The organism is Verrucosispora sp. WMMA2044 (assembly GCF_027497155.1).
Lineage (GTDB): Bacteria > Actinomycetota > Actinomycetes > Mycobacteriales > Micromonosporaceae > Micromonospora > Micromonospora palythoicola.
This window is the reverse complement of sequence record NZ_CP114913.1, coordinates 4,050,402-4,072,177: the sequence shown is the minus strand read 5'-3', so window position 1 is coordinate 4,072,177 and position 21,776 is coordinate 4,050,402. Positions and strand designations below refer to the sequence as shown.

General features: G+C 71.4%; 22 protein-coding genes and 1 pseudogene. 20 read left to right on the top strand and 3 right to left on the bottom strand.

Features of this window, described 5'->3' with window-relative positions:
• Window position 1: 1 nt before the first annotated feature.
• Together O3597_RS18500 and O3597_RS18495 are read right to left on the bottom strand one after the other, a co-directional pair.
• Window positions 2-523 carry a DinB family protein gene (locus tag O3597_RS18500; protein WP_281601880.1) on the bottom strand — a complete coding sequence of 174 codons (522 nt, stop codon included), beginning with the start codon at window positions 521-523 and terminating at the stop codon, window positions 2-4.
• Window positions 524-575: 52 nt separating this feature from the next.
• On the bottom strand, window positions 576-2,285 hold the full coding sequence (locus tag O3597_RS18495) for an alkaline phosphatase D family protein (protein ID WP_281604582.1): 1,710 nt from the start codon (window positions 2,283-2,285) through the stop codon (window positions 576-578).
• Between the two features lie 185 nt (window positions 2,286-2,470).
• Here O3597_RS18495 and ftsY point away from each other — a divergent pair, with 185 nt between their 5' ends.
• The 20 genes and pseudogenes from ftsY to O3597_RS18395 all read left to right on the top strand — a co-directional run bounded on the left by ftsY (window position 2,471) and on the right by O3597_RS18395 (window position 20,916).
• The gene (gene ftsY, locus O3597_RS18490) at window positions 2,471-3,655 is read left to right on the top strand and encodes a signal recognition particle-docking protein FtsY (RefSeq protein WP_164445718.1); all 1,185 of its coding nucleotides are present in this window, start codon (window positions 2,471-2,473) and stop codon (window positions 3,653-3,655) included.
• 6 nt (window positions 3,656-3,661) lie between these two features.
• Window positions 3,662-4,525: an aminoglycoside phosphotransferase family protein gene (locus O3597_RS18485; protein ID WP_216592600.1), complete on the top strand. Its 864-nt coding sequence runs from the start codon at window positions 3,662-3,664 to the stop codon at window positions 4,523-4,525.
• 244 nt (window positions 4,526-4,769) lie between these two features.
• Window positions 4,770-6,095, top strand: a complete 1,326-nt coding sequence (locus tag O3597_RS18480; protein ID WP_281601879.1) for an ammonium transporter — start codon at window positions 4,770-4,772, stop codon at window positions 6,093-6,095.
• A gap of 25 nt (window positions 6,096-6,120) precedes the next feature.
• The gene (locus tag O3597_RS18475) at window positions 6,121-6,459 is read left to right on the top strand and encodes a P-II family nitrogen regulator (RefSeq protein ID WP_166458079.1); all 339 of its coding nucleotides are present in this window, start codon (window positions 6,121-6,123) and stop codon (window positions 6,457-6,459) included.
• An 11-nt stretch (window positions 6,460-6,470) separates the two neighbouring features.
• Window positions 6,471-8,852: a [protein-PII] uridylyltransferase gene (locus tag O3597_RS18470; RefSeq protein WP_281601878.1), complete on the top strand. Its 2,382-nt coding sequence runs from the start codon at window positions 6,471-6,473 to the stop codon at window positions 8,850-8,852.
• 199 nt (window positions 8,853-9,051) lie between these two features.
• Window positions 9,052-10,611 (top strand): signal recognition particle protein, encoded by a 1,560-nt coding sequence (ffh, locus tag O3597_RS18465; RefSeq protein ID WP_164445716.1) that lies wholly within the window; start codon window positions 9,052-9,054, stop codon window positions 10,609-10,611.
• A 66-nt stretch (window positions 10,612-10,677) separates the two neighbouring features.
• Window positions 10,678-11,265 carry a Uma2 family endonuclease gene (locus tag O3597_RS18460; RefSeq protein WP_164445715.1) on the top strand — a complete coding sequence of 196 codons (588 nt, stop codon included), beginning with the start codon at window positions 10,678-10,680 and terminating at the stop codon, window positions 11,263-11,265.
• Between the two features lie 18 nt (window positions 11,266-11,283).
• The gene (locus O3597_RS18455; RefSeq protein WP_281601877.1) at window positions 11,284-12,363 is read left to right on the top strand and encodes an amidohydrolase family protein; all 1,080 of its coding nucleotides are present in this window, start codon (window positions 11,284-11,286) and stop codon (window positions 12,361-12,363) included.
• Window positions 12,364-12,529: 166 nt separating this feature from the next.
• Entirely contained in the window at window positions 12,530-13,936 is a 1,407-nt protein-coding gene (proS, locus tag O3597_RS18450) for a proline--tRNA ligase (RefSeq protein WP_281601876.1), read from the top strand.
• A gap of 138 nt (window positions 13,937-14,074) precedes the next feature.
• Window positions 14,075-14,722: a DUF402 domain-containing protein gene (locus O3597_RS18445; RefSeq protein WP_281601875.1), complete on the top strand. Its 648-nt coding sequence runs from the start codon at window positions 14,075-14,077 to the stop codon at window positions 14,720-14,722.
• Window positions 14,723-14,970: 248 nt separating this feature from the next.
• The gene (gene rpsP / locus O3597_RS18440) at window positions 14,971-15,432 is read left to right on the top strand and encodes a 30S ribosomal protein S16 (protein ID WP_164445711.1); all 462 of its coding nucleotides are present in this window, start codon (window positions 14,971-14,973) and stop codon (window positions 15,430-15,432) included.
• Window position 15,433: 1 nt separating this feature from the next.
• The gene (locus O3597_RS18435; protein WP_281601874.1) at window positions 15,434-15,667 is read left to right on the top strand and encodes an RNA-binding protein; all 234 of its coding nucleotides are present in this window, start codon (window positions 15,434-15,436) and stop codon (window positions 15,665-15,667) included.
• A complete protein-coding gene (gene rimM / locus O3597_RS18430; RefSeq protein ID WP_281601873.1) occupies window positions 15,667-16,224 on the top strand; it encodes a ribosome maturation factor RimM in 558 nt (185 codons plus the stop codon). The genes O3597_RS18435 and rimM overlap by 1 nt, the downstream gene beginning before the upstream one ends.
• A gap of 16 nt (window positions 16,225-16,240) precedes the next feature.
• Window positions 16,241-17,014: a tRNA (guanosine(37)-N1)-methyltransferase TrmD gene (gene trmD, locus O3597_RS18425; protein ID WP_281601872.1), complete on the top strand. Its 774-nt coding sequence runs from the start codon at window positions 16,241-16,243 to the stop codon at window positions 17,012-17,014.
• Between the two features lie 145 nt (window positions 17,015-17,159).
• The gene (gene rplS, locus O3597_RS18420; RefSeq protein ID WP_093401691.1) at window positions 17,160-17,516 is read left to right on the top strand and encodes a 50S ribosomal protein L19; all 357 of its coding nucleotides are present in this window, start codon (window positions 17,160-17,162) and stop codon (window positions 17,514-17,516) included.
• A 185-nt stretch (window positions 17,517-17,701) separates the two neighbouring features.
• Window positions 17,702-18,570 (top strand): annotated as a pseudogene (gene lepB, locus O3597_RS18415) (signal peptidase I).
• 9 nt (window positions 18,571-18,579) lie between these two features.
• Window positions 18,580-19,215 carry a signal peptidase I gene (gene lepB / locus O3597_RS18410; RefSeq protein ID WP_164445708.1) on the top strand — a complete coding sequence of 212 codons (636 nt, stop codon included), beginning with the start codon at window positions 18,580-18,582 and terminating at the stop codon, window positions 19,213-19,215.
• Between the two features lie 89 nt (window positions 19,216-19,304).
• Window positions 19,305-19,790, top strand: coding sequence for an NUDIX domain-containing protein (locus O3597_RS18405; protein ID WP_164445707.1), 486 nt, complete (start codon window positions 19,305-19,307; stop codon window positions 19,788-19,790).
• Entirely contained in the window at window positions 19,784-20,596 is an 813-nt protein-coding gene (locus O3597_RS18400; RefSeq protein WP_164445706.1) for a ribonuclease HII, read from the top strand. The genes O3597_RS18405 and O3597_RS18400 overlap by 7 nt, the downstream gene beginning before the upstream one ends.
• Window positions 20,593-20,916, top strand: coding sequence for a DUF2469 domain-containing protein (locus O3597_RS18395; RefSeq protein ID WP_007075222.1), 324 nt, complete (start codon window positions 20,593-20,595; stop codon window positions 20,914-20,916). The genes O3597_RS18400 and O3597_RS18395 overlap by 4 nt, the downstream gene beginning before the upstream one ends.
• Window positions 20,917-21,001: 85 nt before the next feature.
• Here the strand turns inward: O3597_RS18395 and O3597_RS18390 are convergent, their stop codons facing one another.
• Window positions 21,002-21,652, bottom strand: a complete 651-nt coding sequence (locus O3597_RS18390) for a class I SAM-dependent methyltransferase family protein (protein WP_281601870.1) — start codon at window positions 21,650-21,652, stop codon at window positions 21,002-21,004.
• Between the last annotated feature and the right edge of the window lie 124 nt (window positions 21,653-21,776).

Sequence of the window (21,776 nt, the reverse complement as noted above, 5' to 3'; positions counted from 1 at the left end):
GTCACACCCCGACGACGCCGTCGATGCGTTCGCGGATCAGGTCGGCGTGCCCGTTGTGCCGGGCGTACTCCTCGATCATGTGGACGTAGACCCAGCGCAGGTTGAACGTCCGTCGCTTCGGGCCGACCTCGGTGAACGTCTCGTCGAGCGACCGCCCGACGACGGCGGCGCGGGCCCGCGCCACCTCCCGGTGGTAGGTGGCGAAGTCCGCCTCGGCGTCGGCGGCGCTGACGTCGTGGTCGGCGTCCGGATCGTCGTCCGTGTAGTACGGGTAGTCGACCTGCTCACCGGCGAAGTTCTCCCGGAACCACCAGGCCTCCACCTCGGCCAGATGCCGCACCAGCCCGAGCAGGGTGAGGCCCGACGGTGCCACGCTGGCCGTGCGCAGTTGCTCGGCGGTGAGGCCGGCGCACTTGAGCAGGAGGGTCTGCCGGTGATAATCCAGCCAGCCCTCCAGCATGGTGCGCTCGTCGCCGACGTAGGGCTCAGGGGTCCGGTCGACCGCCGGTGCTGTCCAGGTCATCCGGGAATTCTGGCCTGGATGACTGACAACCCGCGACAGGTTTGCGGTGCGCTCAGCGGCCGTCGGCGAGCCGCTGCCGGGCCACCACGTGCAGGTGACCGTCGCCGGTGGTGCCCTCGATGATCACCTCGGCCCCGCGGCCGGCGTGGGTGAGCGTCGCCACCGCGTTGCCGAAGTAGGGCCCGGCCAGCCTGCGCCACTTGACCAGCGGGCGGCGGACCCCCGCCGTGCGGGCCAGGGCCCGGGCCGCTCCGGCCGGGCCGCGCGCCCACCCCAGCCGCATCAACGGGCGCATCCCGGCCGGCACCTGGTTGTGGATCGGCGAGCAGGTGAGCTGGTGCACCGGTGTGCGTACACCGGGGTCGGCGAACCTGACCCGCGCCACGTACGAGTGGTGCACGTCGCCGGAGAGCACGCTTATCGACGCCGGTGGCGGGTACGCCGGCCCGGCGCCCTTGCGGTCGTCGGGCGTGCCAGGTGTGCCGGCGCCGATCCGGGCGAACAGCTCCGCCAGCGCGTCGAACGAGCGGCGGAACGCCGCCCAGTGCTCCAGGTCCAGCGCGCGGCGCAGCCGCTCGCCCAGCCCGGCGACCCACCGCCGGGGCGAGTCGGCCAGCTTCTCGTTCCACGTCTCGACGTGGTGGATGCCGGGCGGCAGCAGCCAGGGCAGTGAGGAGCCGACCACCAGGTGGTCGTAGCCACCGTGGGCGCGGTCGACGAACCACGACCACTCCCCGGGCGGCAGCATCGCCCGCCGACCCGGTTGCAGCACCCGGCTGCACCGGTTGTCCAGCATCACCAGGCGGGTGCGCCCCAGGTCGAGCGCGTAGCTCCACTGGTACTGCACCGCCCGCCAGCGCTCGGTGTCGTGGGCCAGGTCGGCCTCGGTGTCGACGCGCGCACCGAACTCCCGCAACACACCGGTGGCGTCCTCCGCCGTGCTCACCTTGGCGAAGACCGGATCGGCGGCGATCTCGTCCGGCGAGAGGTTGCCCAGGTGCTGGTAGACCCAGTAGGAGGCCAGCCCGCTGGCGATCCGCTCGGCCCACCACGACTGTTCGCGCATGTCGGCCCGCCAGGAGGCCGAGGTGTTCCAGTCGTCGATGATCTCGTGATCGTCGAAGATCATCACGCTCGGCACGGTGGAGAGGAGCCAGCGGATCTCCGGGTCGCGCCACGACTCGAGGTAGAGCTTGGTGTACTCGTCGAAGCTGACCACCTGGTCCTTCGGTGCGCCCTGCGGACGCCGCCGCCGACGGCGCAGCAGCCGCTTGACGGTCGGCGAGGTCTCGTCGGCGTAGACCTGGTCACCGAGCAGCAGCAGCAGGTCGGGCAGGGCGGCCGGGTCCGGGTCGGCCATCACCCGCCGGGCGTACGCGTCGAGCGCGTCCGGCGGCAACTTGCGGGTGGTCGCGTGCTGGGTGGTCTCCCGACAGGAACCGAAGAGCAGGCGGACCGGCTGGTCCCGGTCGTCGGTGGCCCGGGTGCGGATGAGACTGGGCGGGAAGCGGCTGTCCGGCAGCGGCCAGACCACCTCGTCGTCGATCAGCACCTCGTACGTCGTGGCGCTGTCCGGGGTCAGCCCGTCGATCACGACGAGCGCGTAGTGGTGGTCGTACGCGCTGAAGGTGGGGGCGGTGCCGGTGGCGCCGCCGGCCGTGCGGACGGTGACCACGGCCGGCGTCGTGGTCTCCACCCAGACGGTGGCCCGAGTGCCGACGACCCGGCGCAGCAGGGGGCCGATGAGCAGCTCGGCGGGCATGTGGACCTCCAGACGAGAAAGCTTCATCCTTTACTACCCGGCCGGCGGCGCACCACTGCCAACTGTGGCCGAGACTACCGCCGCATCCTGGGCGGACGCCGAGGGCGGTCGGGCGCCGGGTGATCGCCGAGCCCGGCGGGAGCGGTGGCTGAGACGTGATCGCCGGCATCTGACAGGATTCCGGCATGACGGAATACCTCCTCATCGCTCTCGCCCTGCTCGGTCTGCTGATCCTCGGCGGCATCGGGCTGGTCGTGCCGCGGCTGCGCCGACGGCCGCAGCCGCCGCTGCCGCGTACGGAGGTCGACACCCGGGCGGAGGAGGACCTCGCCGGCCCGCCGGTGCAGGCGCCGGAGGCTGACCTGTCCACAGGTGTCCTGGTCGAGCCGCCGGTCGAGGCGCCGGCACCGACCGTCGAGGTGCCCGAGCCGACCGCCGGCCGGCTGGTGCGGCTACGGTCCCGGCTGTCGCGGTCGCAGAACGTGTTCGGCAAGGGCCTGCTCGGTCTGCTCAGCCGGGACCGGCTCGACGAGGACGTCTGGGAGGAGATCGAGGACAGCCTGATCACCGCCGACGTCGGTGTCGACGCCACCCGGGACATCGTCGACCGGCTGCGGGAGCGCACCCGGGTGCTGGGTACCCGTTCGGTCGCCGAGCTGCGCACCCTGCTCGCCACCGAGCTGGTCACCGCGCTCGACCCGGGGCTGGACCGGTCGCTGCACACCGCACCGAAGGAGGGCGTCCCGGCGGTGCTGCTCGTGGTCGGGGTCAACGGCGCGGGCAAGACCACCACCTGCGGCAAGATCGCCCGGGTGCTCATCGCCGACGGCCGCAGTGTGCTGCTCGGCGCCGCCGACACCTTCCGGGCCGCCGCCGCCGACCAGTTGCAGACCTGGGCCGGACGGGTCGGGGCCGAGACAGTCCGCGGTCCGGAGGGCGCCGACCCGGCCAGCGTCGCCTTCGACGCGGTCAAGCGGGGTATCGAGACCGGCGTGGACACGGTCCTCGTCGACACCGCCGGCCGCCTGCAGAACAAGATCGGCCTGATGGACGAGTTGGGCAAGGTCAAGCGGGTGGTGGAGAAGCACGGCCCGATCGACGAGACACTGCTGGTGCTCGACGCCACCACCGGCCAGAACGGGTTGGAGCAGGCGCGCGTCTTCACCGAGGTGGTGAACGTCACCGGTGTGGTGCTGACCAAGCTCGACGGCACCGCCAAGGGCGGCATCGTCATCGCCGTGCAGCGCAAGCTCGGCATCCCGGTGAAGCTGGTCGGCCTCGGCGAGGGCCCCGACGACCTGGCACCGTTCGACCCGGCACAGTTCGTCGACGCGTTGCTGGGTACCGAACCCACCGGCCAGACCGCGTAACCTCGGGTGACCAGAGACGATCGCGCGTACGCGGGCTGGCGCGACGCGAGCCACCCGTCGCAGCGCCTCGGGAGACCGTACGTGACCTCGCAGGAGATCCCGCTGCACGGCGGGAACGTGAGCACCGTGGTGCGGGTCGGTGACACGGTGCGGCGCAACGCCGGACCGTGGACCCCGTCGGTGCACGCCCTGCTGCGTCACCTGGAGTACGTCGGGTTCACCGGCGCACCCCGCGCCCTCGGCATGGACGAGCGCAACCGGGAGGTGCTGTCTTACCTGGAGGGGGAGTGCGGGGAGTACCCGCTGGCCCCGCACTGGGTCACCGACGAGGCCCTGGTCACTGTCGCCACCATGCTGCGGATGTTCCACGACGCCCAGTACGGCTTCGTGCCGCCACCGCAGGCGGTGTGGCGCTCGTTCGGCCCGCCGCCGCCGGACACCGAGGTCATCTGCCACCACGACGCGGCACCGCACAACGTGATCTGGCGGCCGGACGGCACCCTCGGGCTGATCGACTTCGACCTCGCCTCGCCCGGTGCCCGGATCTACGACGTGGCGTACGCGGCCTGGACGTGGGTGCCGATCTTCTCCGACCGGGACTCCATCACCCTCGGCTGGAAGCGTCCGGACCGGCCGCGCCGGCTGCGGCTCTTCGCGGACGCCTACGGGCTCATTCCGCGCGACCGCCATCGGCTGATCCGGACCATCCGCAAGCGGATCGTGGACCACGTCGAGGGCATCCGCCGGATGGCGGCGGCCGGGGAGCCGGCCTTCGTCCGGATCGTGCACAAGGGCCACCTGCGCCGGCCGATGCGGGATCTTCGGTTGCTCGACTACGAGCGACACGCCCTCGAGCACGCCCTGCGCTGAGCGACCGTTTCGGCGGTCGCTGGGCCGACGGGGGGATAGACCGGCACCAAATGGCCGATCCACCCCCGTCGAAGCGCCGAGGTGTGCGACTTTCTTCACACGTCCGAAACAAGCCGTCATGGTTCGGAAACCGGCCGGGGACCCTGGGTGAAACAGCGGACCACCAGGCTTCCGCGCAACCGGCGTACGGGCGATGCTGCGCGGTGCCGGGAGGGAGGGAGAAAACAACCCGAGAGGAGGCAGCGTGCCGGAGCTAGATTCTGGTGCCACCGCCTGGATTTTGACTTCAGCCGCGCTGGTGTTGCTCATGACGCCCGGCCTGGCGCTGTTCTACGGGGGCATGACCCGGTCCAAGTCCGTGCTCAACATGATGATGATGAGCTTCGGCGCGATCGGCCTGGTCAGCCTTTTGTGGGTGTTCTACGGCTACAGCATCGCGTTCGGTGAGGACGTCGGCGGGATCACCGGTGATCTTTCCGCCGCAGGCCTGCGCGGCATGCTGGAGAGCGGGACCGAGGGTGGCATCCCCGACCTGCTGTTCGCCGGTTTCCAGCTGATGTTCGCTGTGATCACTGTCGCGCTGATCAGTGGCGCGATCGCCGACCGGGCCCGGTTCGGCCCGTGGCTGCTCTTCGCCGGCCTGTGGGCCACCCTGGTCTACTTCCCGGTGGCGCACTGGGTGTGGGGCGGTGGCTGGATCTTCGAGCTGGGCGTGCTCGACTTCGCCGGTGGCACCGCGGTGCACATCAACGCCGGTGCCGCGGCCCTCGCCCTGGCGCTGGTGCTCGGTCGCCGGGTCGGCTGGCCGAAGGACAGCTTCAAGCCGCACAACCTGCCGATGGTGCTGCTCGGTGCCGGCCTGCTGTGGTTCGGCTGGTTCGGCTTCAACGCCGGCTCGGCGCTGGCCGCCAACGGCACCGCCGCGATCGCCTTCATCAACACCCAGGTCGCCACCGCCGCCGCGGTGCTCGGCTGGTTGCTGGTGGAGAAGATCCGGGACGGCAAGCCGACCACCCTCGGTGCGGCGTCCGGTGCCATCGCCGGTCTGGTCGCCATCACCCCGGCCTGTGCCTTCCTGGAGCCGCTCGGCGCCATCGCGCTGGGTGTCATCGCCGGTGTCGTCTGCGCGCTGGCCGTCGGCCTCAAGTACCGCCTCAAGTACGACGACTCGCTCGACGTGGTCGCCGTGCACATGATCGGCGGCATCATCGGCTCGCTGCTCATCGGCTTCCTGGCGATGGAGGTGCTGGCGGGTGAGGGCAACGACGGTCTGCTCTACGGCGGCGGTGTCACGCTGCTCGGCAAGCAGGCTCTCGGTTCGGCCGCCGTGCTGGTGTACTCGTTCGTGGTCGCGTACGTGATCGGCTTCGTGATCAACAAGACCATCGGCTTCCGCGCCGACGCCGACGCCGAGGTCGACGGCATCGACAACGCCGAGCACGCGGAGAGCGCGTACGAGTTCAGCTCCACGGGTGGTGGCGGTGGCGCGTTCGCCGCCGCGGGCATCGGTACCTCGGCGGCGCCGAAGACCGAGCCCACCGAACCGGTAAGCGAAAAGGTCGCCGGCTAACGTTCTGCGAATGGAGGGGTTGGACATGAAGCTGGTGACCGCGGTCATCAAGCCGCACCAGTTGGACGCCGTCAAGGAGGCCCTGCACACGCTGGGCGTGGCCGGTCTGACGGTGAGTGAGGTCCAGGGCTACGGGCGGCAGAAGGGCCACACCGAGGTCTACCGGGGCGCCGAGTACACCGTCGAGTTCCTGCCCAAGATCCGGGTGGAGGTGCTCACCGACGAGATCGACGTCGAGAAGATCGTCGACGCCGTCGTGTCGGCGGCCCGGACGGGCAAGATCGGTGACGGCAAGGTCTGGGTGACCGCCGTTGAGGAGGTCGTCCGGGTCCGTACCGGCGAGCGCGGCCTGGACGCACTGTAGGGCGCTGATCGATGACCTCGTTGACCAGCAGGGCAGCCTCGGAACCCCCCGGTAGCGCTGACCTCCTGGTCAACGAGGTCGTCGGCGTACCGGCCGGGATCGGCGCGACGGCGCGTCGGGCCCGGGCCGACGCGTACGACGCCTGGCTGGCCCGGTTGCTGCCGGACCGGCCGGGCGTCGCGCTGCTCGCGGTCGGCGGGCTGGGCCGGCGGCAGTGCGCCCCCTACGGCGACCTCGACCTGGTGCTGGTGCACGCCGGGGTGCCCGGCATCGACGAACTGGCCGCCGCCCTCTGGTACCCGATCTGGGACGCCGGGCTGCGGCTCGACCACTCCGTCCGGACCGTCGCCGAGGCGCTGTCGGTCGCCCAGGACGACGTCAAGGTGGCCCTCGGGCTGCTCGACGCCCGGCTCGTCGCCGGTGACCCGGACCTCGCGGACACGCTGGTGAGCAGCGCGACCGACCATTGGCGGCGCACCGCCGTCCGCCAGCTCGCGCCCCTGCGGGAAAGCACCGCCGCCCGCTGGCAGGCCCACGGCGAACTGGCTCACCTGCTGGAGGGCGACCTGAAGGAGGCGGCCGGGGGGCTACGTGACGTCGGCATCCTGCGGGCCATCGCCACCGCCGGGATCACCGACGCGCTACGACCCGCCGTACACGCCGCACACCTGCGGCTGCTGGACACCCGGGACGCGCTGCACCAGCAGGTCGGCCGGCGCGTCGACCGGCTGCTCGCCCAGGAGCGCGACGGGGTGGCCGCCCTGCTCGGCCTGCGTCGCACACCGTCCGGCGTCGCCGAGGACGCCCCGCCGGGCACCGTGCCGCCGCAGCCGGCCGGGTCCGCACCGGAGCAGCGGTACGGCCCGGCGTCGCGGGGTGAGGACGGCGACGGCGACACCCTGCTGCGTCGGGTCGCCGGTGACGCCCGGACCGTCAGCCACGCCCTGGACGACGCGCTCCGCGCCACCGACCGGCTGCGCTCCGGTCGCCGTCGTGGCGCCGACGGAAGGCCACTGCGCCGCCCGGTGGCCCGGGACGTGGTCGAGCACGACGGCGAACTGGTGCTGGCCCGCACCGCCATCGGCGCCCGCCCGGACGCCAGCCTGTCGCTGCGGCTGGCCGCCGCCGCGGCGACCACCGGGCTGCCGATCGCCCGCGCCACCTGCGAGTGGCTGGCCGCGTACTGCCCGCCGCTGCCCACGCCCTGGCCGGCGGAGGCCCGCGCCGCCCTGACCACGCTGCTCGGAGCCGGCACCGGCATGATCCCGGCCTGGGAGACCTGCGACCGGTACGGGCTGATCGACGGATGGTTGCCGGAGTGGACCCGGCTGCGCAGCCTGCCCCAGCACAACCCGGTGCACCGGTTCACCCTGGATCGGCACCTGGTGCAGACGGCCGCCGAGGCCAGCCGGCACACCCGCGACGTGGATCGTCCCGACCTGCTGCTGCTCGGCGCGCTCCTGCACGACGTCGGCAAGGGGCTCCCCGGTGACCACAGCGTGGTGGGCGCGCCGATCGCCGAGGGGATCGCCACCCGGATCGGCCTGCCGGCCGCCGAGGCGACGCTGATCGGCACGCTGGTCCGGCTGCACCTGGTGCTGCCCGAGGTGGCCACCCGGCGGGACCTGTCCGACCCGGTCACCATCGCCCGGGTGGCCGAGTCGGTCGGCGACGTCACCACCCTCGACCTGCTGTACGCGCTGGTGCGCGCCGACGCCGCCGCCACCGGCCCGGCCGCCTGGTCGGACTGGAAGGGCCGGCTGGTCGCCGAGTTGGTCGCCCGGGTACGCACCACCCTCGACACCGGCGACGTACCTGCCCCGCCGGCACCGGACCCGGCGCTGGTGGCCGGGCCGCTGCCGGTCGTACACCTGACCGGGGACCGGGTGTCGGTGGCCGCGGCCGATCGTCGGGGCCTGCTCGCGACGGTGGCCGGCTGCCTGGCCCTGCACCGGCTGGAAGTGCTCGCCGCCGACGCCTCGACCGTGGACGGGCGAGCCCTGGTGCAGTGCCGGGTGCAGCCGCGCTACGGCCTGGCCCCGGATCCGGTGGCGCTGAGCGCGGACCTGCGTCGCGCGGTACGCGGCGACGTGTCGGTGACCCAGCGGTTGCGCGGTCGGGCCCTGGCCGCACGGGGGGCCGGGGCCCAACCGCGGGTGGTCTGGCACCGCGACGCCGCCACCGACGCGGTACTGCTGGAACTGCGGGCCGCCGACGCCGCCGGCCTGCTCTACCGGGTCACCAGTGCGCTCGACGCGGCCGGCGCCCAGGTCCGGGCGGCCCGGATCGCCACCCTCGGCGGCGACGTGGTCGACGCCTTCTACCTGGTCGGTGGTTGGCCCCCGGAGGACGAACGGGCCCGCCTGGAGGCAGCCGTGCTCGCCGCCGTCTGAGCGACGCCCGAAGGATCTGTGGCAGTGAAGGCGTCGACCGGGCGGCGTGTCGGCGACCGCAACTGCCACAGACCTGCCCCCAGCGGTGGGCTGCCCGGCCGGGAGCGGGGGTGTGGGTGGCGGGCTACCCTAGCGGTGGTCGGACAGCTCACCCGGCCTCGTTCGTGCTCATCGGAACACTGACAAACGGGATGTTCGCGTGTTTGACACCTTGAGTGACCGCCTTTCCGGGATCTTCACCAAGCTCCGCGGCAAGGGACGTCTCACCGACGCCGACATCGACGCCACCGCGCGCGAGATCCGCCTCGCGCTGCTGGAGGCGGACGTCGCGCTGCCAGTGGTCAAGGGCTTCATCGCGAACGTCAAGGAGCGGGCGCGCGGCGCCGAGGTCTCCCAGGCGCTCAACCCGGCCCAGCAGATCGTCAAGATCGTCAACGAGGAACTGATCGCCGTGCTGGGCGGCGAGGGACGGCGGCTCCAGTTCGCCAAACAGCCGCCGACGGTGATCATGCTGGCCGGCCTCCAGGGCTCCGGCAAGACCACGCTCGCCGGCAAGCTGGCCCGCTGGCTCAAGGCCCAGGGCCACCAGCCGCTGCTGGTCGCCGCCGACCTGCAACGTCCCAACGCCGTCGGGCAGCTCCAGGTGCTCGGTGGCCGAGCCGGCGTCGAGGTGTACGCTCCCGAGCCCGGCAACGGCGTCGGCGACCCGGTGCAGGTGGCGAAATCCTCGATCGAGCACGCTCGCCGGGCCGCCCGGGACGTCGTCATCGTCGACACCGCCGGCCGGCTCGGCATCGACGCGGAGATGATGCAGCAGGCCGCCGACATCCGGGACGCGGTCAACCCGGACGAGGTCGTCTTCGTCATCGACGCGATGGTCGGCCAGGACGCGGTCCGGACGGCCGAGGCGTTCCGGGACGGCGTCGGCATCACCGGCGTGGTTCTCTCCAAGCTCGACGGCGACGCCCGGGGTGGTGCCGCCCTGTCGGTCCGTGAGGTGACCGGGCAGCCGATCCTGTTCGCCTCCACCGGCGAGAAACTGGAGGACTTCGACGTCTTCCACCCCGACCGGATGGCCAGCCGGATCCTCGGCATGGGCGACGTCCTCACTCTGATCGAGCAGGCCGAGGCGGCCTTCGACACCGATCAGAAGGAGAAGATGACCGCCAAGCTGATGGGCGGCGAGCAGTTCACCCTGGAGGACTTCCTCGACCAGCTAATCGCGGTACGCCGGATGGGGCCGATCGCCAACGTGCTGGCCATGATGCCGGGCATGGGGCAGGTCAAGGACCAGCTCGCCGAGCTGGACGACAAGCACTTCGACCGGATCACCGCGATCATCAGGTCGATGACCCCGGCCGAGCGCACCAACCCGAAGATCATCAACGGTTCCCGGCGGGCCCGGATCGCCAACGGCTCCGGCGTCACCGTGATGGACGTCAACCAGCTGCTCAACCGCTTCACCGACGCGCAGAAGATGATGAAGCAGATGGGCGGCATGATGGGCCTGCCCGGTGCCGGTCGGCGCAAGGCGACCAAGTCGCCGAAGAACAAGCGCAAGGGCACCAAGGGTGGCAACCGGCCGCGCAGCGGCGCCGGCACCCGAGGCGTACAGGGTGGCTTCCCGGGCGGGATGCCGCAGTTGCCGCCGGGGATGAACCCCGACGACCTGGCCGCCGGTCAGGGTCTGCCGCCGGGCTTCAAGCTGCCGAAGATCGACTTCAACAAGTTCGGCAAGGACGGTAAGCCGCCCCGCTGAGCGTGTCGGTGACGGCGGGTGACGTCATCAGCTCCTAGGGTGATGTCGCCCCTGGAAGGAGGAGTCATGACCGTGGCCCCCATGCTGCCCATCCCACCCGAGCGCTCGGAGTGGACGGTCGACGACCTCGGCGAGCTGCCGGAGGACCTTCCGTACGAACTGGTCAACGGAAGGTTGATCGTGCCGTCGCCGACCGCCCTGCATCAGGATCTCTGCGTCGAGCTGCTGCTCGCGCTCAGAGTCAACTGCCCGCCCGACTACCTGGTCAGCATCGACCTGTCGATGCGGATCGACCGGCGCAACGAGCCCCGGCCCGACGTGGTCGCCATCCGCCGGGAGCACGCGAACCGTTCGCCCGTCCCGGTGGAGGACGCGCTGCTCGCCGTCGAGGTCATCTCGCCCACCTCGACCTTCCGCGACCTGTACGACAAGGCCAAGGTCTACGCCCACGCGGGGGTCCGGTCGTACTGGGTGGTCGACCCGCTGCACGAGAAGATGACGTTGACCGAGTACGCCCTCAGCGCGTCCGGAGACTACGAGGTCACCACGCACACCGAGGACCTCTTCGTCAGCGAGCGGCCCTGGAAGGTGTCGGTGGACCTGCCCGCGCTGACCGTGCGGCGGGCCGGGCTTCTGGCGCGCGACGGGCAGTGATCGGGTAGGACTGTGCGCATGGCTCTGCATGTGCGCGGTGTGCTCCTGCCCGACGACGAGGTACGCGACCTGTGGCTGGTCGGCGACCGGGTCACCTTCGAACCGGTGCCCGGCGCGGAGACGGTCGCCGACGGCGGTTTCATCCTGCCCGGCCTGGTGGACGCGCACTGCCACATCGGCATCGCCCGGGGCGGCGCACCGATCACCTCGCTGGACCAGGCGCGTGCGCTGGCGCGGATCGACCGGGACGCCGGAGTCCTCGCCCTCCGGGACGCGGGCTCGCCCTTCCCGTACCCGGAACTTGACGACGAACCCGACCTGCCTCGGCTGGTCCGGGCCGGCCGGCACGTGGCACCGCCCAAGCGGTACCTGCGCGACATCGGTGTGGAGGTGGGTGCCGCCGAGGTGGCCGCGACCGTGACGGAGCAGGCCGCCGCCGGCAACGGCTGGGTGAAGCTGGTCGGGGACTGGATCGACCGGGGCGTCGGCGACCTGGCGCCGGCCTGGGACGCCGACACGATGACCGCCGCCGTCGCCGCCGCCCACGCCGCCGGGGTACGCGCCGCCGTGCACACCTTCAGCGAGTCGGCGGTGGAGGTCATGGTGCGGGCCGGGGTGGACTCGGTCGAGCACGGCACCGGGCTCAGCCTCGACCTGATCGACCTGATGGCCCGGCAGGGCACCGCGCTGGTTCCCACGATGATCAACATCCGTACCTTCGGCCACATCGCCAACCAGGCCCGGGCCAAGTTCCCCGGGTACGCCGAGCACATGCTCGCCCTGCGTGACCGCTTCCCGCAGGTGGTGCGGTCCGCGTACGAGGCCGGTGTGCCGATCTACGTCGGCACCGACGCCGGTGGCGGCATCGACCACGGCCTCGCCGTCGAGGAGATGCTCCTGCTGCACGAGCAGGCCGGCATGTCCACCCTGGACGTGCTCGCCGCCGCCTCCTGGGGAGCCCGCGCCTGGCTCGGCCTCCCCGGCCTCGTCGAAGGTGGCCTGGCCGACCTCGCCATCTACCCCGAAGACCCCCGCACCGACCTCACCACCCTCCGCACCCCCACCCACCTGATCCTCCGCGGCCACCCCCTCCCCTGACCCCACCCCCACCTGCCCCCACCCACCCCCCGCCGCCTGCCCGCGGTGATCAAGAAGTTCGCGTCAGATTCCAGCCCCCGGGCGACGCAAACTTCTTGATCATCGCGGCGGAGGGTGGGTGGGTTGGGCGTGGGGGGTGGGGGAAGGGCGCATAGGATGTGCGGTCATGGCGCGCGTGCTTACTCCCCGGGCAGAGGATTTTCCTCGCTGGTACCAGGATCTGATCGCCAAGGCGAAGCTGGCCGACAACGGGCCGGTGCGGGGCACCATGGTGATCCGACCGGCCGGTTATGCCATCTGGGAGCGGATGCAGGCCGAGATGGACGACCGGATCAAGGCCGCCGGGGCGGAGAACGCGTACTTCCCGCTGTTCATCCCGGAGAGCTACCTCAAGCGCGAGGCCGAGCACGTCGAGGGTTTCTCGCCGGAGCTGGCCGTGGTCACCCACGGTGGCGGCAAGCAGCTTGCCGAGCCGGTGGTGGTGCGGCCGACCAGCGAGACGGTCATCGGCGAGTTCATGGCCAAGTGGATCGACTCCTACCGGGACCTGCCGCTGCTGCTCAACCAGTGGGCCAACGTGGTCCGCTGGGAGCTGCGCCCCCGGGTGTTCCTGCGGACCAGCGAGTTCCTCTGGCAGGAGGGCCACACCGCGCACGCCACCCGCTCCGACGCCCGCGCCTACGCCCGCAAGATCCTGCACGAGGCGTACGAGGACCTGATGGTGAGCGTGCTCGGTATCCCGGTGGTGGTCGGGCTCAAGACCGCCCGCGAGCGTTTCGCCGGCGCGACCGCCACCTACACCTGCGAAGGCATGATGGGCGACGGCAAGGCGCTTCAGCTAGGCACCAGCCACGAGCTGGGCCAGAACTTCGCCAAGGCGTTCGACATCAGCTACTCCTCGGCCGAAGGGGGCCGGGAACACGCCTGGACGACATCCTGGGGCACCTCGACCCGGATGCTGGGCGGCCTGATCATGTGCCACGGCGACGACAACGGGCTGCGGGTGCCGCCGAGGCTGGCGCCGACCCAGGCGTACGTCATGGTGGTCAAGGACGGTGACGGCGTCACCGAGGCGGCGGCCAAGCTGCGCGACGCGCTGCGGGACGCCGGTGTCCGGGTGACGCTCGACGACCGCACCGACACCCCGTTCGGCCGCCGGGCCGTCGACGCCGAGCTACGCGGCTATCCGGTACGCGTCGAGGTCGGTCCCCGTGACCTGGCGGCAGGCAACGCGGTGGTGGTCCGCCGTACCGACGGCTCGAAGGCGCCCACGCCGGTGGCGGACGTGGTCGGTGCGGTGCTCGCCGCTCTCGATGCCGACCAGCGGGCGCTGCACGACCAGGCGCTGGCCTTCCGCGAGTCGCGCACGGTCGACGTGGCGACCCTCGACGAGGCGCTGGAGGCGGCTACCACCGGCTGGGCCCGCGTCCCGTGGTCCGTCGTCGGCGTCGACGGCGAGGCCAAGGCCAACGCCCAAGGCGTCACCGTCCGCTGCCTGGTCCGCGCCGACGGCACCGTCCCCGACACCGAGACCGAACCCGACCTCATCGCCATCCTCGCCCGCGCCTACTAACCCACCCCACCCCACCCCATCGACGTGGTTGATCATGAGGTTAGCGGCGAAGTTGATCTCCAAAATTGCCGCTAACCTCATGATCAACGATGGGTGGGACGGGGTGGTGGGTGGTGAGGGGGCGGGTAGGGTCGGGGTGTGGGGTTTGAGCGGGGTCGGGTGGTGGTGCACCGTAACGTGCGGCGGGGGCGGGTTGGCTGGGTACGGCCGGCCCGGGTGGTCAGCGACGACGAGCGGGGGCTGCTGCTCTGGGTGGCCGAGGGCAGCCCGGTGGCCGGCGAGGTCAACGAGGCCGGGCTGGGCATGCGGGCGGTGCCCTTCCGGGAGTGGCTGACTCCGACCTACCGGCTGGCGCAGGGCCGCTGGAACGGCCCACCCTTGTTGAAGTTCCTGCCCACGGGCGCTGCCCATTCGGTCTGGTGGTTCCGTGACGTGCAAGGCCGCTTCGCCGGCTGGTACGTCAACCTGGAGGAACCGGGGGTCCGGTGGGACGACGGCGGGCTGGCCGGCGTGGACATCGTCGACCAGGATCTCGACGTGTGGGTCCGTCCGGACCGCAGTTGGGAGTGGAAGGACGAGGACGAGTTCGTCGAACGGCTGGCCTTCCCGGAGCACTACTGGGTGACCGACGAGGCCGCGGTGCGGGCCGAGGGTAAACGGGTGATCGCACTGGCCGAGGCGGGGGTCTTCCCCTTCGACGGCACCTGGTGCGACTTCACCCCGCCGCCGCACTGGACCGCCCCCGATCGCCTGCCGGACGGCTGGGACCGACCACCGGTGCGCTGACCGGCCCGGGGGTGTCGTTCGTCACGCCGGGTCCGTCCGGGGTGACGTCTGCCGGTGCGGTGTGAGCGTTCCGGCGAGGATCTGGCAGAATGGCTGGCTGGTATCCGGCGCGTGTCCGGCGCCCTCTAACCCGGGCGCGTCGCCAGTCCACCCGAGCGGTCTCCGGCCCAACCCCACTGTGCCGGTTGGCGCTCACCCGTGCACCGCCCGTACCGGGTCGGTGAGATCGCAACAGGAGCGAAACAACCGTGGCCGTAAAGATCCGGCTCCTGCGGATGGGCAAGATCCGCAACCCGCAGTACCGCATCGTCGTCGCCGACTCGCGCACCAAGCGCGACGGCCGAGCGATCGAGTTCGTCGGCATCTACCAGCCGAAGGAAGACCCTTCGGTGATCGAGGTCAAGTCGGAGCGGGTCCAGTACTGGCTGTCCGTCGGCGCCCAGCCCAGCGAGGCGGTGCAGCGGCTGCTGGAACTGACCGGTGACTGGCAGAAGTTCAAGGGCCTGCCGGCCCCGCCGCCGCTGAAGGTCGCGCCCGAGCGGGCCGACCGCAAGGCGGCCTACGAGGCCGAGGCGAAGGCCGCCGCGGGTGTGGCCGACACCCCGGCGAAGCCGGCGAAGAAGGCCGCCAAGGCCGCCGAGGCCCCGAAGGCCGAGGAAGCCCCGAAGGCCGAGGAGCAGCCCGCCACGGACACCGGCGAGCAGGCCTGACATGGCACTGCGGCCGGCGTTGGAGCACCTGGTCAAGGGCATCGTCGACCACCCCGACGACGTGCGCGTCCGGATGGTCGACTCCCGGCGAGGGAAGCGGCTGGAGGTCCGGGTGCATCCCGAGGACCTGGGCACCGTGATCGGGCGGTCCGGCCGGACCGCCAAGGCGCTGCGCCAGGTGATCGGCTCCATCGGTGGGCGCGGCGTACGCGTCGACATCATCGACTCGTACTGATGCAGCTCATCGTCGGCAGGATCGGTAAGCCGCACGGCATCCGCGGTGAGGTCACCGTGGAGGTGCGTACCGACGAGCCCGAGACGCGGTTCGCCCCCGGCATGGTGCTCAAGACCGTGCCGGGGGCGAACGCCGCCCAGCCCGCACCGGACGGTCCCGGTGTGCCGTTCCGGACGCCCGACACGTTGACCGTCGAGTTCGCGCGGCGGCATCAGGGGCGGCTGCTCGTCGCCTTCGACGGGGTGCTGGACCGCGACGTCGCCGAGGCGCTGCGGGGCACCCTGCTCGCGGTGGACAGCGCCGACGTCAGCCCGCCGGAGGATCCGGAGGAGTTCCACGATCACCAGTTGGTCGGGCTGGCCGTGGTCACACCGACCGGCGAGCAGTTGGGTGAGGTGGCCCGGATCGACCACGCTCCCGCCTCCGATCTGCTGGTGCTGCGGCGTCCCGAGGGGCGCACGGCGCTGATCCCGTTCGTCAAGGCGATCGTCCCCGAGGTCGATCTCGCCGGTGGCCGGGTCGTGGTGGACCCACCCGGCGGCCTGCTCGATCTCTAGCTGGCGGAGCAGCCTGATGCGCGTCGACATCGTGTCGATCTTCCCGGAGTACTTCGCACCGCTGGACCTGTCGCTGATCGGCCGAGCGCGGGCCAACGGCACGCTGCGGCTGGCCGTACACGATCTGCGGGGCTGGACCCACGACGTGCACCGCACCGTCGACGACACCCCGTACGGCGGCGGACCCGGCATGGTGATGCGGCCGGAGCCGTGGGGCGAGGCGTTGGACGCCCTGGCACCGGCGGAGCTGACCCCGCCACGGCTGCTGGTGCCGTCGCCGGCCGGCGTGCCCTTCACCCAGGCGATGGCCCACGAGTTGGCGGCCGAGCCGCACCTGCTGTTCGCCTGCGGCCGGTACGAGGGCATCGACCAGCGGGTCCTCGACCACGCGGCGACGCGGATGCCGGTCGCCGAGGTGAGCCTCGGTGACTACGTGCTCCTCGGCGGCGAGGTGGCGGTGCTGGTGATCCTGGAGGCGGTGACCCGGCTGCTGCCGGGGGTGCTCGGCAACGCCGGTTCGCTGACCGAGGAGTCCCACGCGCACGGGCTGCTGGAAGCGCCGATGTACACGAAGCCGGCCACATGGCGCGGACTGCCGGTGCCGGAGGTGCTCCGCTCCGGCGACCACGGCCGGATCGCCCGCTGGCGTCGTGACGAGGCGCTGGTCCGCACCGGTCGCCGCCGGCCGGACATGCTCACCGGGCTGGATCCGCAGAGCCTGGACAAACGGGACGTGGCGGCGCTGGACCGGGCCGGATTTCAGGTGCCCGGACCGGATGTGGCAAAGTAGGGGGGTTGCCGCAGTCGTCCGCGCCCGTGGGCGGCTGCGAGGATCTCCGACCGGGGTCGGTTCGCGTCGGCCACCACCCGGGGATCAGTATCACCCATCCGCGCGCCGAGTGACGGTGCGCCGTGAGCCTCACGAGGACACAGCGATGAACATCCTGGACGCCCTTGACGCCCAGTCGAAGCGCACCGACCTGCCCGACTTCCGTGCCGGTGACACCGTCAAGGTGCACGCCCGGGTGGTCGAGGGGGCCCGGTCCCGGGTCCAGATCTTCCAGGGCGTCGTCATCCGCCGCCAGGGTGCCGGGCTGCGCGAGACCTTCACCGTCCGCAAGCTCAGCTTCGGCGTCGGCGTCGAGCGGACCTACCCGATCAACAGCCCGGCGATCGACCGGATCGAGGTCGTGGTTCGCGGTGACGTCCGCCGGGCCAAGCTCTACTACCTGCGGGAGCTGCGGGGCAAGAAGGCCAAGATCAAGGAGCTGCGCGAGAAGCAGCCGAGCTGATCTCGCACCGCGCCACGCCGCCCGAACTGCGCGTATGCCGTACCGGCCAGTCCGCACTACCCTGGTCGTACGGGCGCAGCGCGGCGGTGACCCGCCTCGTGTGTGGCGGGTGACCTCCACTACCGCCCGGGGAGCCTCGACGAGGTTCCCGGGCGGTAGTTGTTTCTGCGGACCGGGGAGTGAGCGTGGTACAGGCGCTTGACGACAGCGGCGCGGCCGATCCGTGGCGCCGACGCACCCGGCGCGGTAAACGGCAGATGCCGCTCTGGCAGGAGTTGCCGCTGCTGCTCATCGTCGCCTTCTGCCTGGCGGTGCTGATCCGCACCTTCCTGCTCCAGGCGTTCTTCATCCCCTCCGGGTCGATGGAGGACACCCTGCTCGTCGGCGATCGGGTCGTGGTCAACAAGGTCGTCTACAACGTCCGGAACCCACAGCGCGGCGAGGTCGTGGTCTTCCGCGGCACCGACCAGTGGGTCCCGCAGGTGGACGTGCAGCCGCCCACCAGCTTCGCCGACAAGCTCGGCCGCACCGTCGGCGATCTGGTCGGCGTCGGTCGGCCCGGCGAGAAGGACTTCATCAAGCGCGTCATCGCGCTGCCCGGGGACCGGGTGAGCTGCTGTGACGACCAGGGACGGGTGCTGGTCAACGGCACCCCGCTGGACGAGTCGGCGTACGTGCTGCGCGACTCGCCGCTCGATCTCCCGCCGAATCCGCAGGAGTGCCGTTCCCGCCGGTTCGAGGAGATCGTGGTCCCGCCCGGTCAGATGTTCGTCCTCGGCGATCACCGGCAGGTCTCGCAGGACGCCCGGTGCCAGGGCACGGTGCCGATCGACAACGTGGTCGGGCGGGCGTTCGCGGTGGTCTGGCCGTCCGACCGGTGGCATTCGCTGCCGATCCCCGACACCTTCGCCACCGTCGCCCCGCCACCCACCGCCGGCGGGGCGGCCCCGGTACGCCCCGACCCCGACGGAGGTGTCGTCCTGCTGATCCCGATTGCGGCCACACTTTCCGTTCTCGCGCGTTCCGGACGGTGGCGCTCGGTCGGGCAACGTAGGCTCCTCCCGTGATTGACGAGCAGACCGACAAGCCGCGCCACTCCTTCTGGAAGGAACTGCCCATCCTCCTCGGGGTGGCGATCCTGGTCGCGGTACTGGTACGTGCCTTCGTACTGCAGACCTTCTTCATCCCCTCGCCGTCGATGGAGAACACTCTCAAGATCGACGATCGGGTACTTGTCAACAAACTCGTCTACCACACCCGTTCGCCGCATCGCGGCGAAGTGATCGTCTTCAAGGCACCGATGGAGTGGAGTGGCAATCCGGCGGGGGAGGACTTCATCAAGCGGGTGATCGGTGTCGGCGGCGATCGGGTGGTCTGCTGCGACGACCAGGACCGCCTGCTGATCAACGGCACCCCGCTCGACGAGCCGTACATCTTCTCGGTCGACGGTCAGCGGGACAAGCCGGCGGACCAGGAGTTCGACGTGCGGGTGCCCGAGGGTCGGCTCTGGGTCATGGGCGATCACCGGTCCGCCTCCGGTGACTCGCTGGAGCACTACCAGCAGTCCGGGCAGAACATCGAGGCCGCCACCATTCCCGAGGACGACGTGGTGGGGCGCGCCTTCACCATCTTCTGGCCGTTCGACCGGGCCAGGATCCTGACCGTGCCGGACGAGTTCGAGGCCATCCCCAGTTCCTGACCAGGGCCGGCACCGTCGGTGAACGGGCGTCCACCCGTCCCGGACAGCGCGGCGTGGGGGACGTCGCAGGCATCTGGCAGTCTGGTGCGGTGACCGTCTACACCCCGAGGTGTGCCGCTCGCGTCCTGCTTGTCGACGCGGCCGGCCGGTTGCTGCTGTTCCGCGGCTTCGACCCCGCCCGTCCGGAACGCGGCCGGTGGTGGTTCACCCCCGGCGGAGGACTCGACCCGGGGGAGACGTACGCCGAGGGCGCGATCCGCGAGCTGGCCGAGGAGACCGGGCTCCGTGTGAGCGTGGCCGAGGTCGGTCAACCGGTGCACGCCGACGTCACCGAGTTCTCCTTCGGCGGCGTCTGGTACCGGCAGGAGCAGCAGTTCTTCCTGGTCCGGGTGACGGCGCACGAGGTCGACACGGCGGGGTTCAGCGAGGTGGAGCGGGGCAGCGTCGACGATCACCGGTGGTGGTCGGCGGACGAGTTGCGCGGCACCCGGGAGCGCTGCTACCCAGCTGACCTTGCCGAGGTTCTGGCCCGCGCGTTGGGCACGACGGCTGTCATCGAGGGACGGGCATGCTGACTCCACCACGCACGGTGGTACGCCGGGAGGCCGGGCTCTACGCGCTGGAGCGGGCCCTGCAACGGCGCGGCTTCCGGCATGTCGCCGGTGCCGACGAGGCTGGCCGCGGTGCCTGCGCGGGGCCGTTGGTCGCCGCCGCCGTGGTGCTGCCGGAGGGCCGGCGAGGCGAGATCGACGGGCTGGCCGACTCCAAGTTGCTGACCCCGGCGAGTCGGGAACGGATCCACGACGAGGTCGTCGAGCGCGCGTTGGCGTACGCGGTGGTGGTCGTCCCGGCCGACGAGGTCGACGCCCGGGGGCTGCACGTGTGCAACCTGGCCGCGATGCGCCGAGCGCTGGCGTCGCTCGCGGTCCGGCCGGAGTATGTCCTGACCGACGGGTTCGGCGTGGACGGCCTGGGTGCACCTGGGCTCGCGGTGTGGAAGGGCGACCGGGTGGCCGCCTGTGTGGCGGCGGCGAGCGTGCTGGCGAAGGTCACCCGGGACCGGATCATGGTTGACCTGGACGCCGAGCATCCCGGCTACGGCTTCGCCGAGCACAAGGGGTACATCACCGCGGAGCACACCGCCGCACTGCGTGAGCGCGGGCCGTGTCGGGAGCACCGTTACTCGTACGTCAACGTGGCCGCCGTCTCCGGGCTCGACGGCCGGCCACCCCGCTCGCGGCGACCGCTCGGCGCAAGCCGGGACGAGCCGATGGGGCGCGCAGGCGCCGTAGGGGGTACCGTCGGCGTGGCGTTGGGCGAGCAGCCTCGGCCTCCGGCGCCGGTGGGGGAAGATGTGGTCATGGAAGGCGGAGTGCGATGAGCGCGGAAGATCTCGAGAAGTACGAGACCGAGATGGAGCTCCAGCTCTACCGGGAGTACCGCGACATCGTCCGTCAGTTCTCCTACGTGGTGGAGACCGAACGCCGTTTCTACCTCGCCAACCAGGTCGACCTGCATGTCCGCAACTCAGACGGCGAGGTCTACTTCGAGGTGGAGATGCACGACGCCTGGGTCTGGGACATGTACCGCCCTGCTCGGTTTGTGAAGAATGTCCGGGTGATGACATTCAAGGACGTGAACGTCGAGGAGTTGGAGAAGCCGGACATCTCCCTGCCCGCCGACTCCGGCTTCGGCGGCTGACCCCGCATACCGCCGGAGCGGCGACGGAGGCCCCCACCCGCCGCGCGTCCCGCGTCCCGCGTCCACAGTGCACTCGGTTGGTTCGTCAGTGCCCGGCGGCCTCCGGACGCCCGACGAACTCGAACATCGTCGCGCCGGCCGGCCGCTGTCGCGGCGGACCGAGTAGCCGGTGCGCGCCCACGCCGACCCCCTCCGCCGGGGTGCTGACCGAGACCTGCTCGAACCCTTCCGCGACGAACCAGTCGCAGATCGTCGGTACCAGGTCCGGCTCCCATCGGCCCCGGGTCCAGACGACGGTACCGCCGGTGGCGCAGAGCCAGGCGCAGTGTGCCACCACGGCTCGCACGTCGGCATCGGAGATGTTGCCGAAAATGCCGCAGGCCAGCACCAGGTCGGCCGGAACCATTCCGACGTAGGCATCGCTGTCGGCCGCGTCGCCGCACCTCACCTCGACCCCGGACAGTCCCGCCTCACGGACGGCGGCGCGGGCCAGTTCCACGTTGCGCGGCTCCTGCTCGACCAGCAGCGCGGTCACGTCGCCGCCACGCGGATGGGTCGCCAGCACGGGAATCAGGTCCCGGCCCTGCCCGGCGCAGAGGCTGACCACCCGCAGCGGGCCGGGCGGTGCCTCCGCCAGGGCGGTGCCGATCCGCCGGCGCACCTCGGTCAGCCGCCGCGACAGCGACGAATCCGGATCCTCGTAATGGTGGTGCCAGGCGTACCAGTCGCGGGTCACGCACCGAGCCTAGGCGACGTTCGCCCATAGCAGATCGACCAGTGCGTGCGTGGACTGTCCACAGGACGCCCGGTCGTCCACAGATCGGCCGCCCGGGGCGGTGGACTTCGACGGGCCCGGTCAG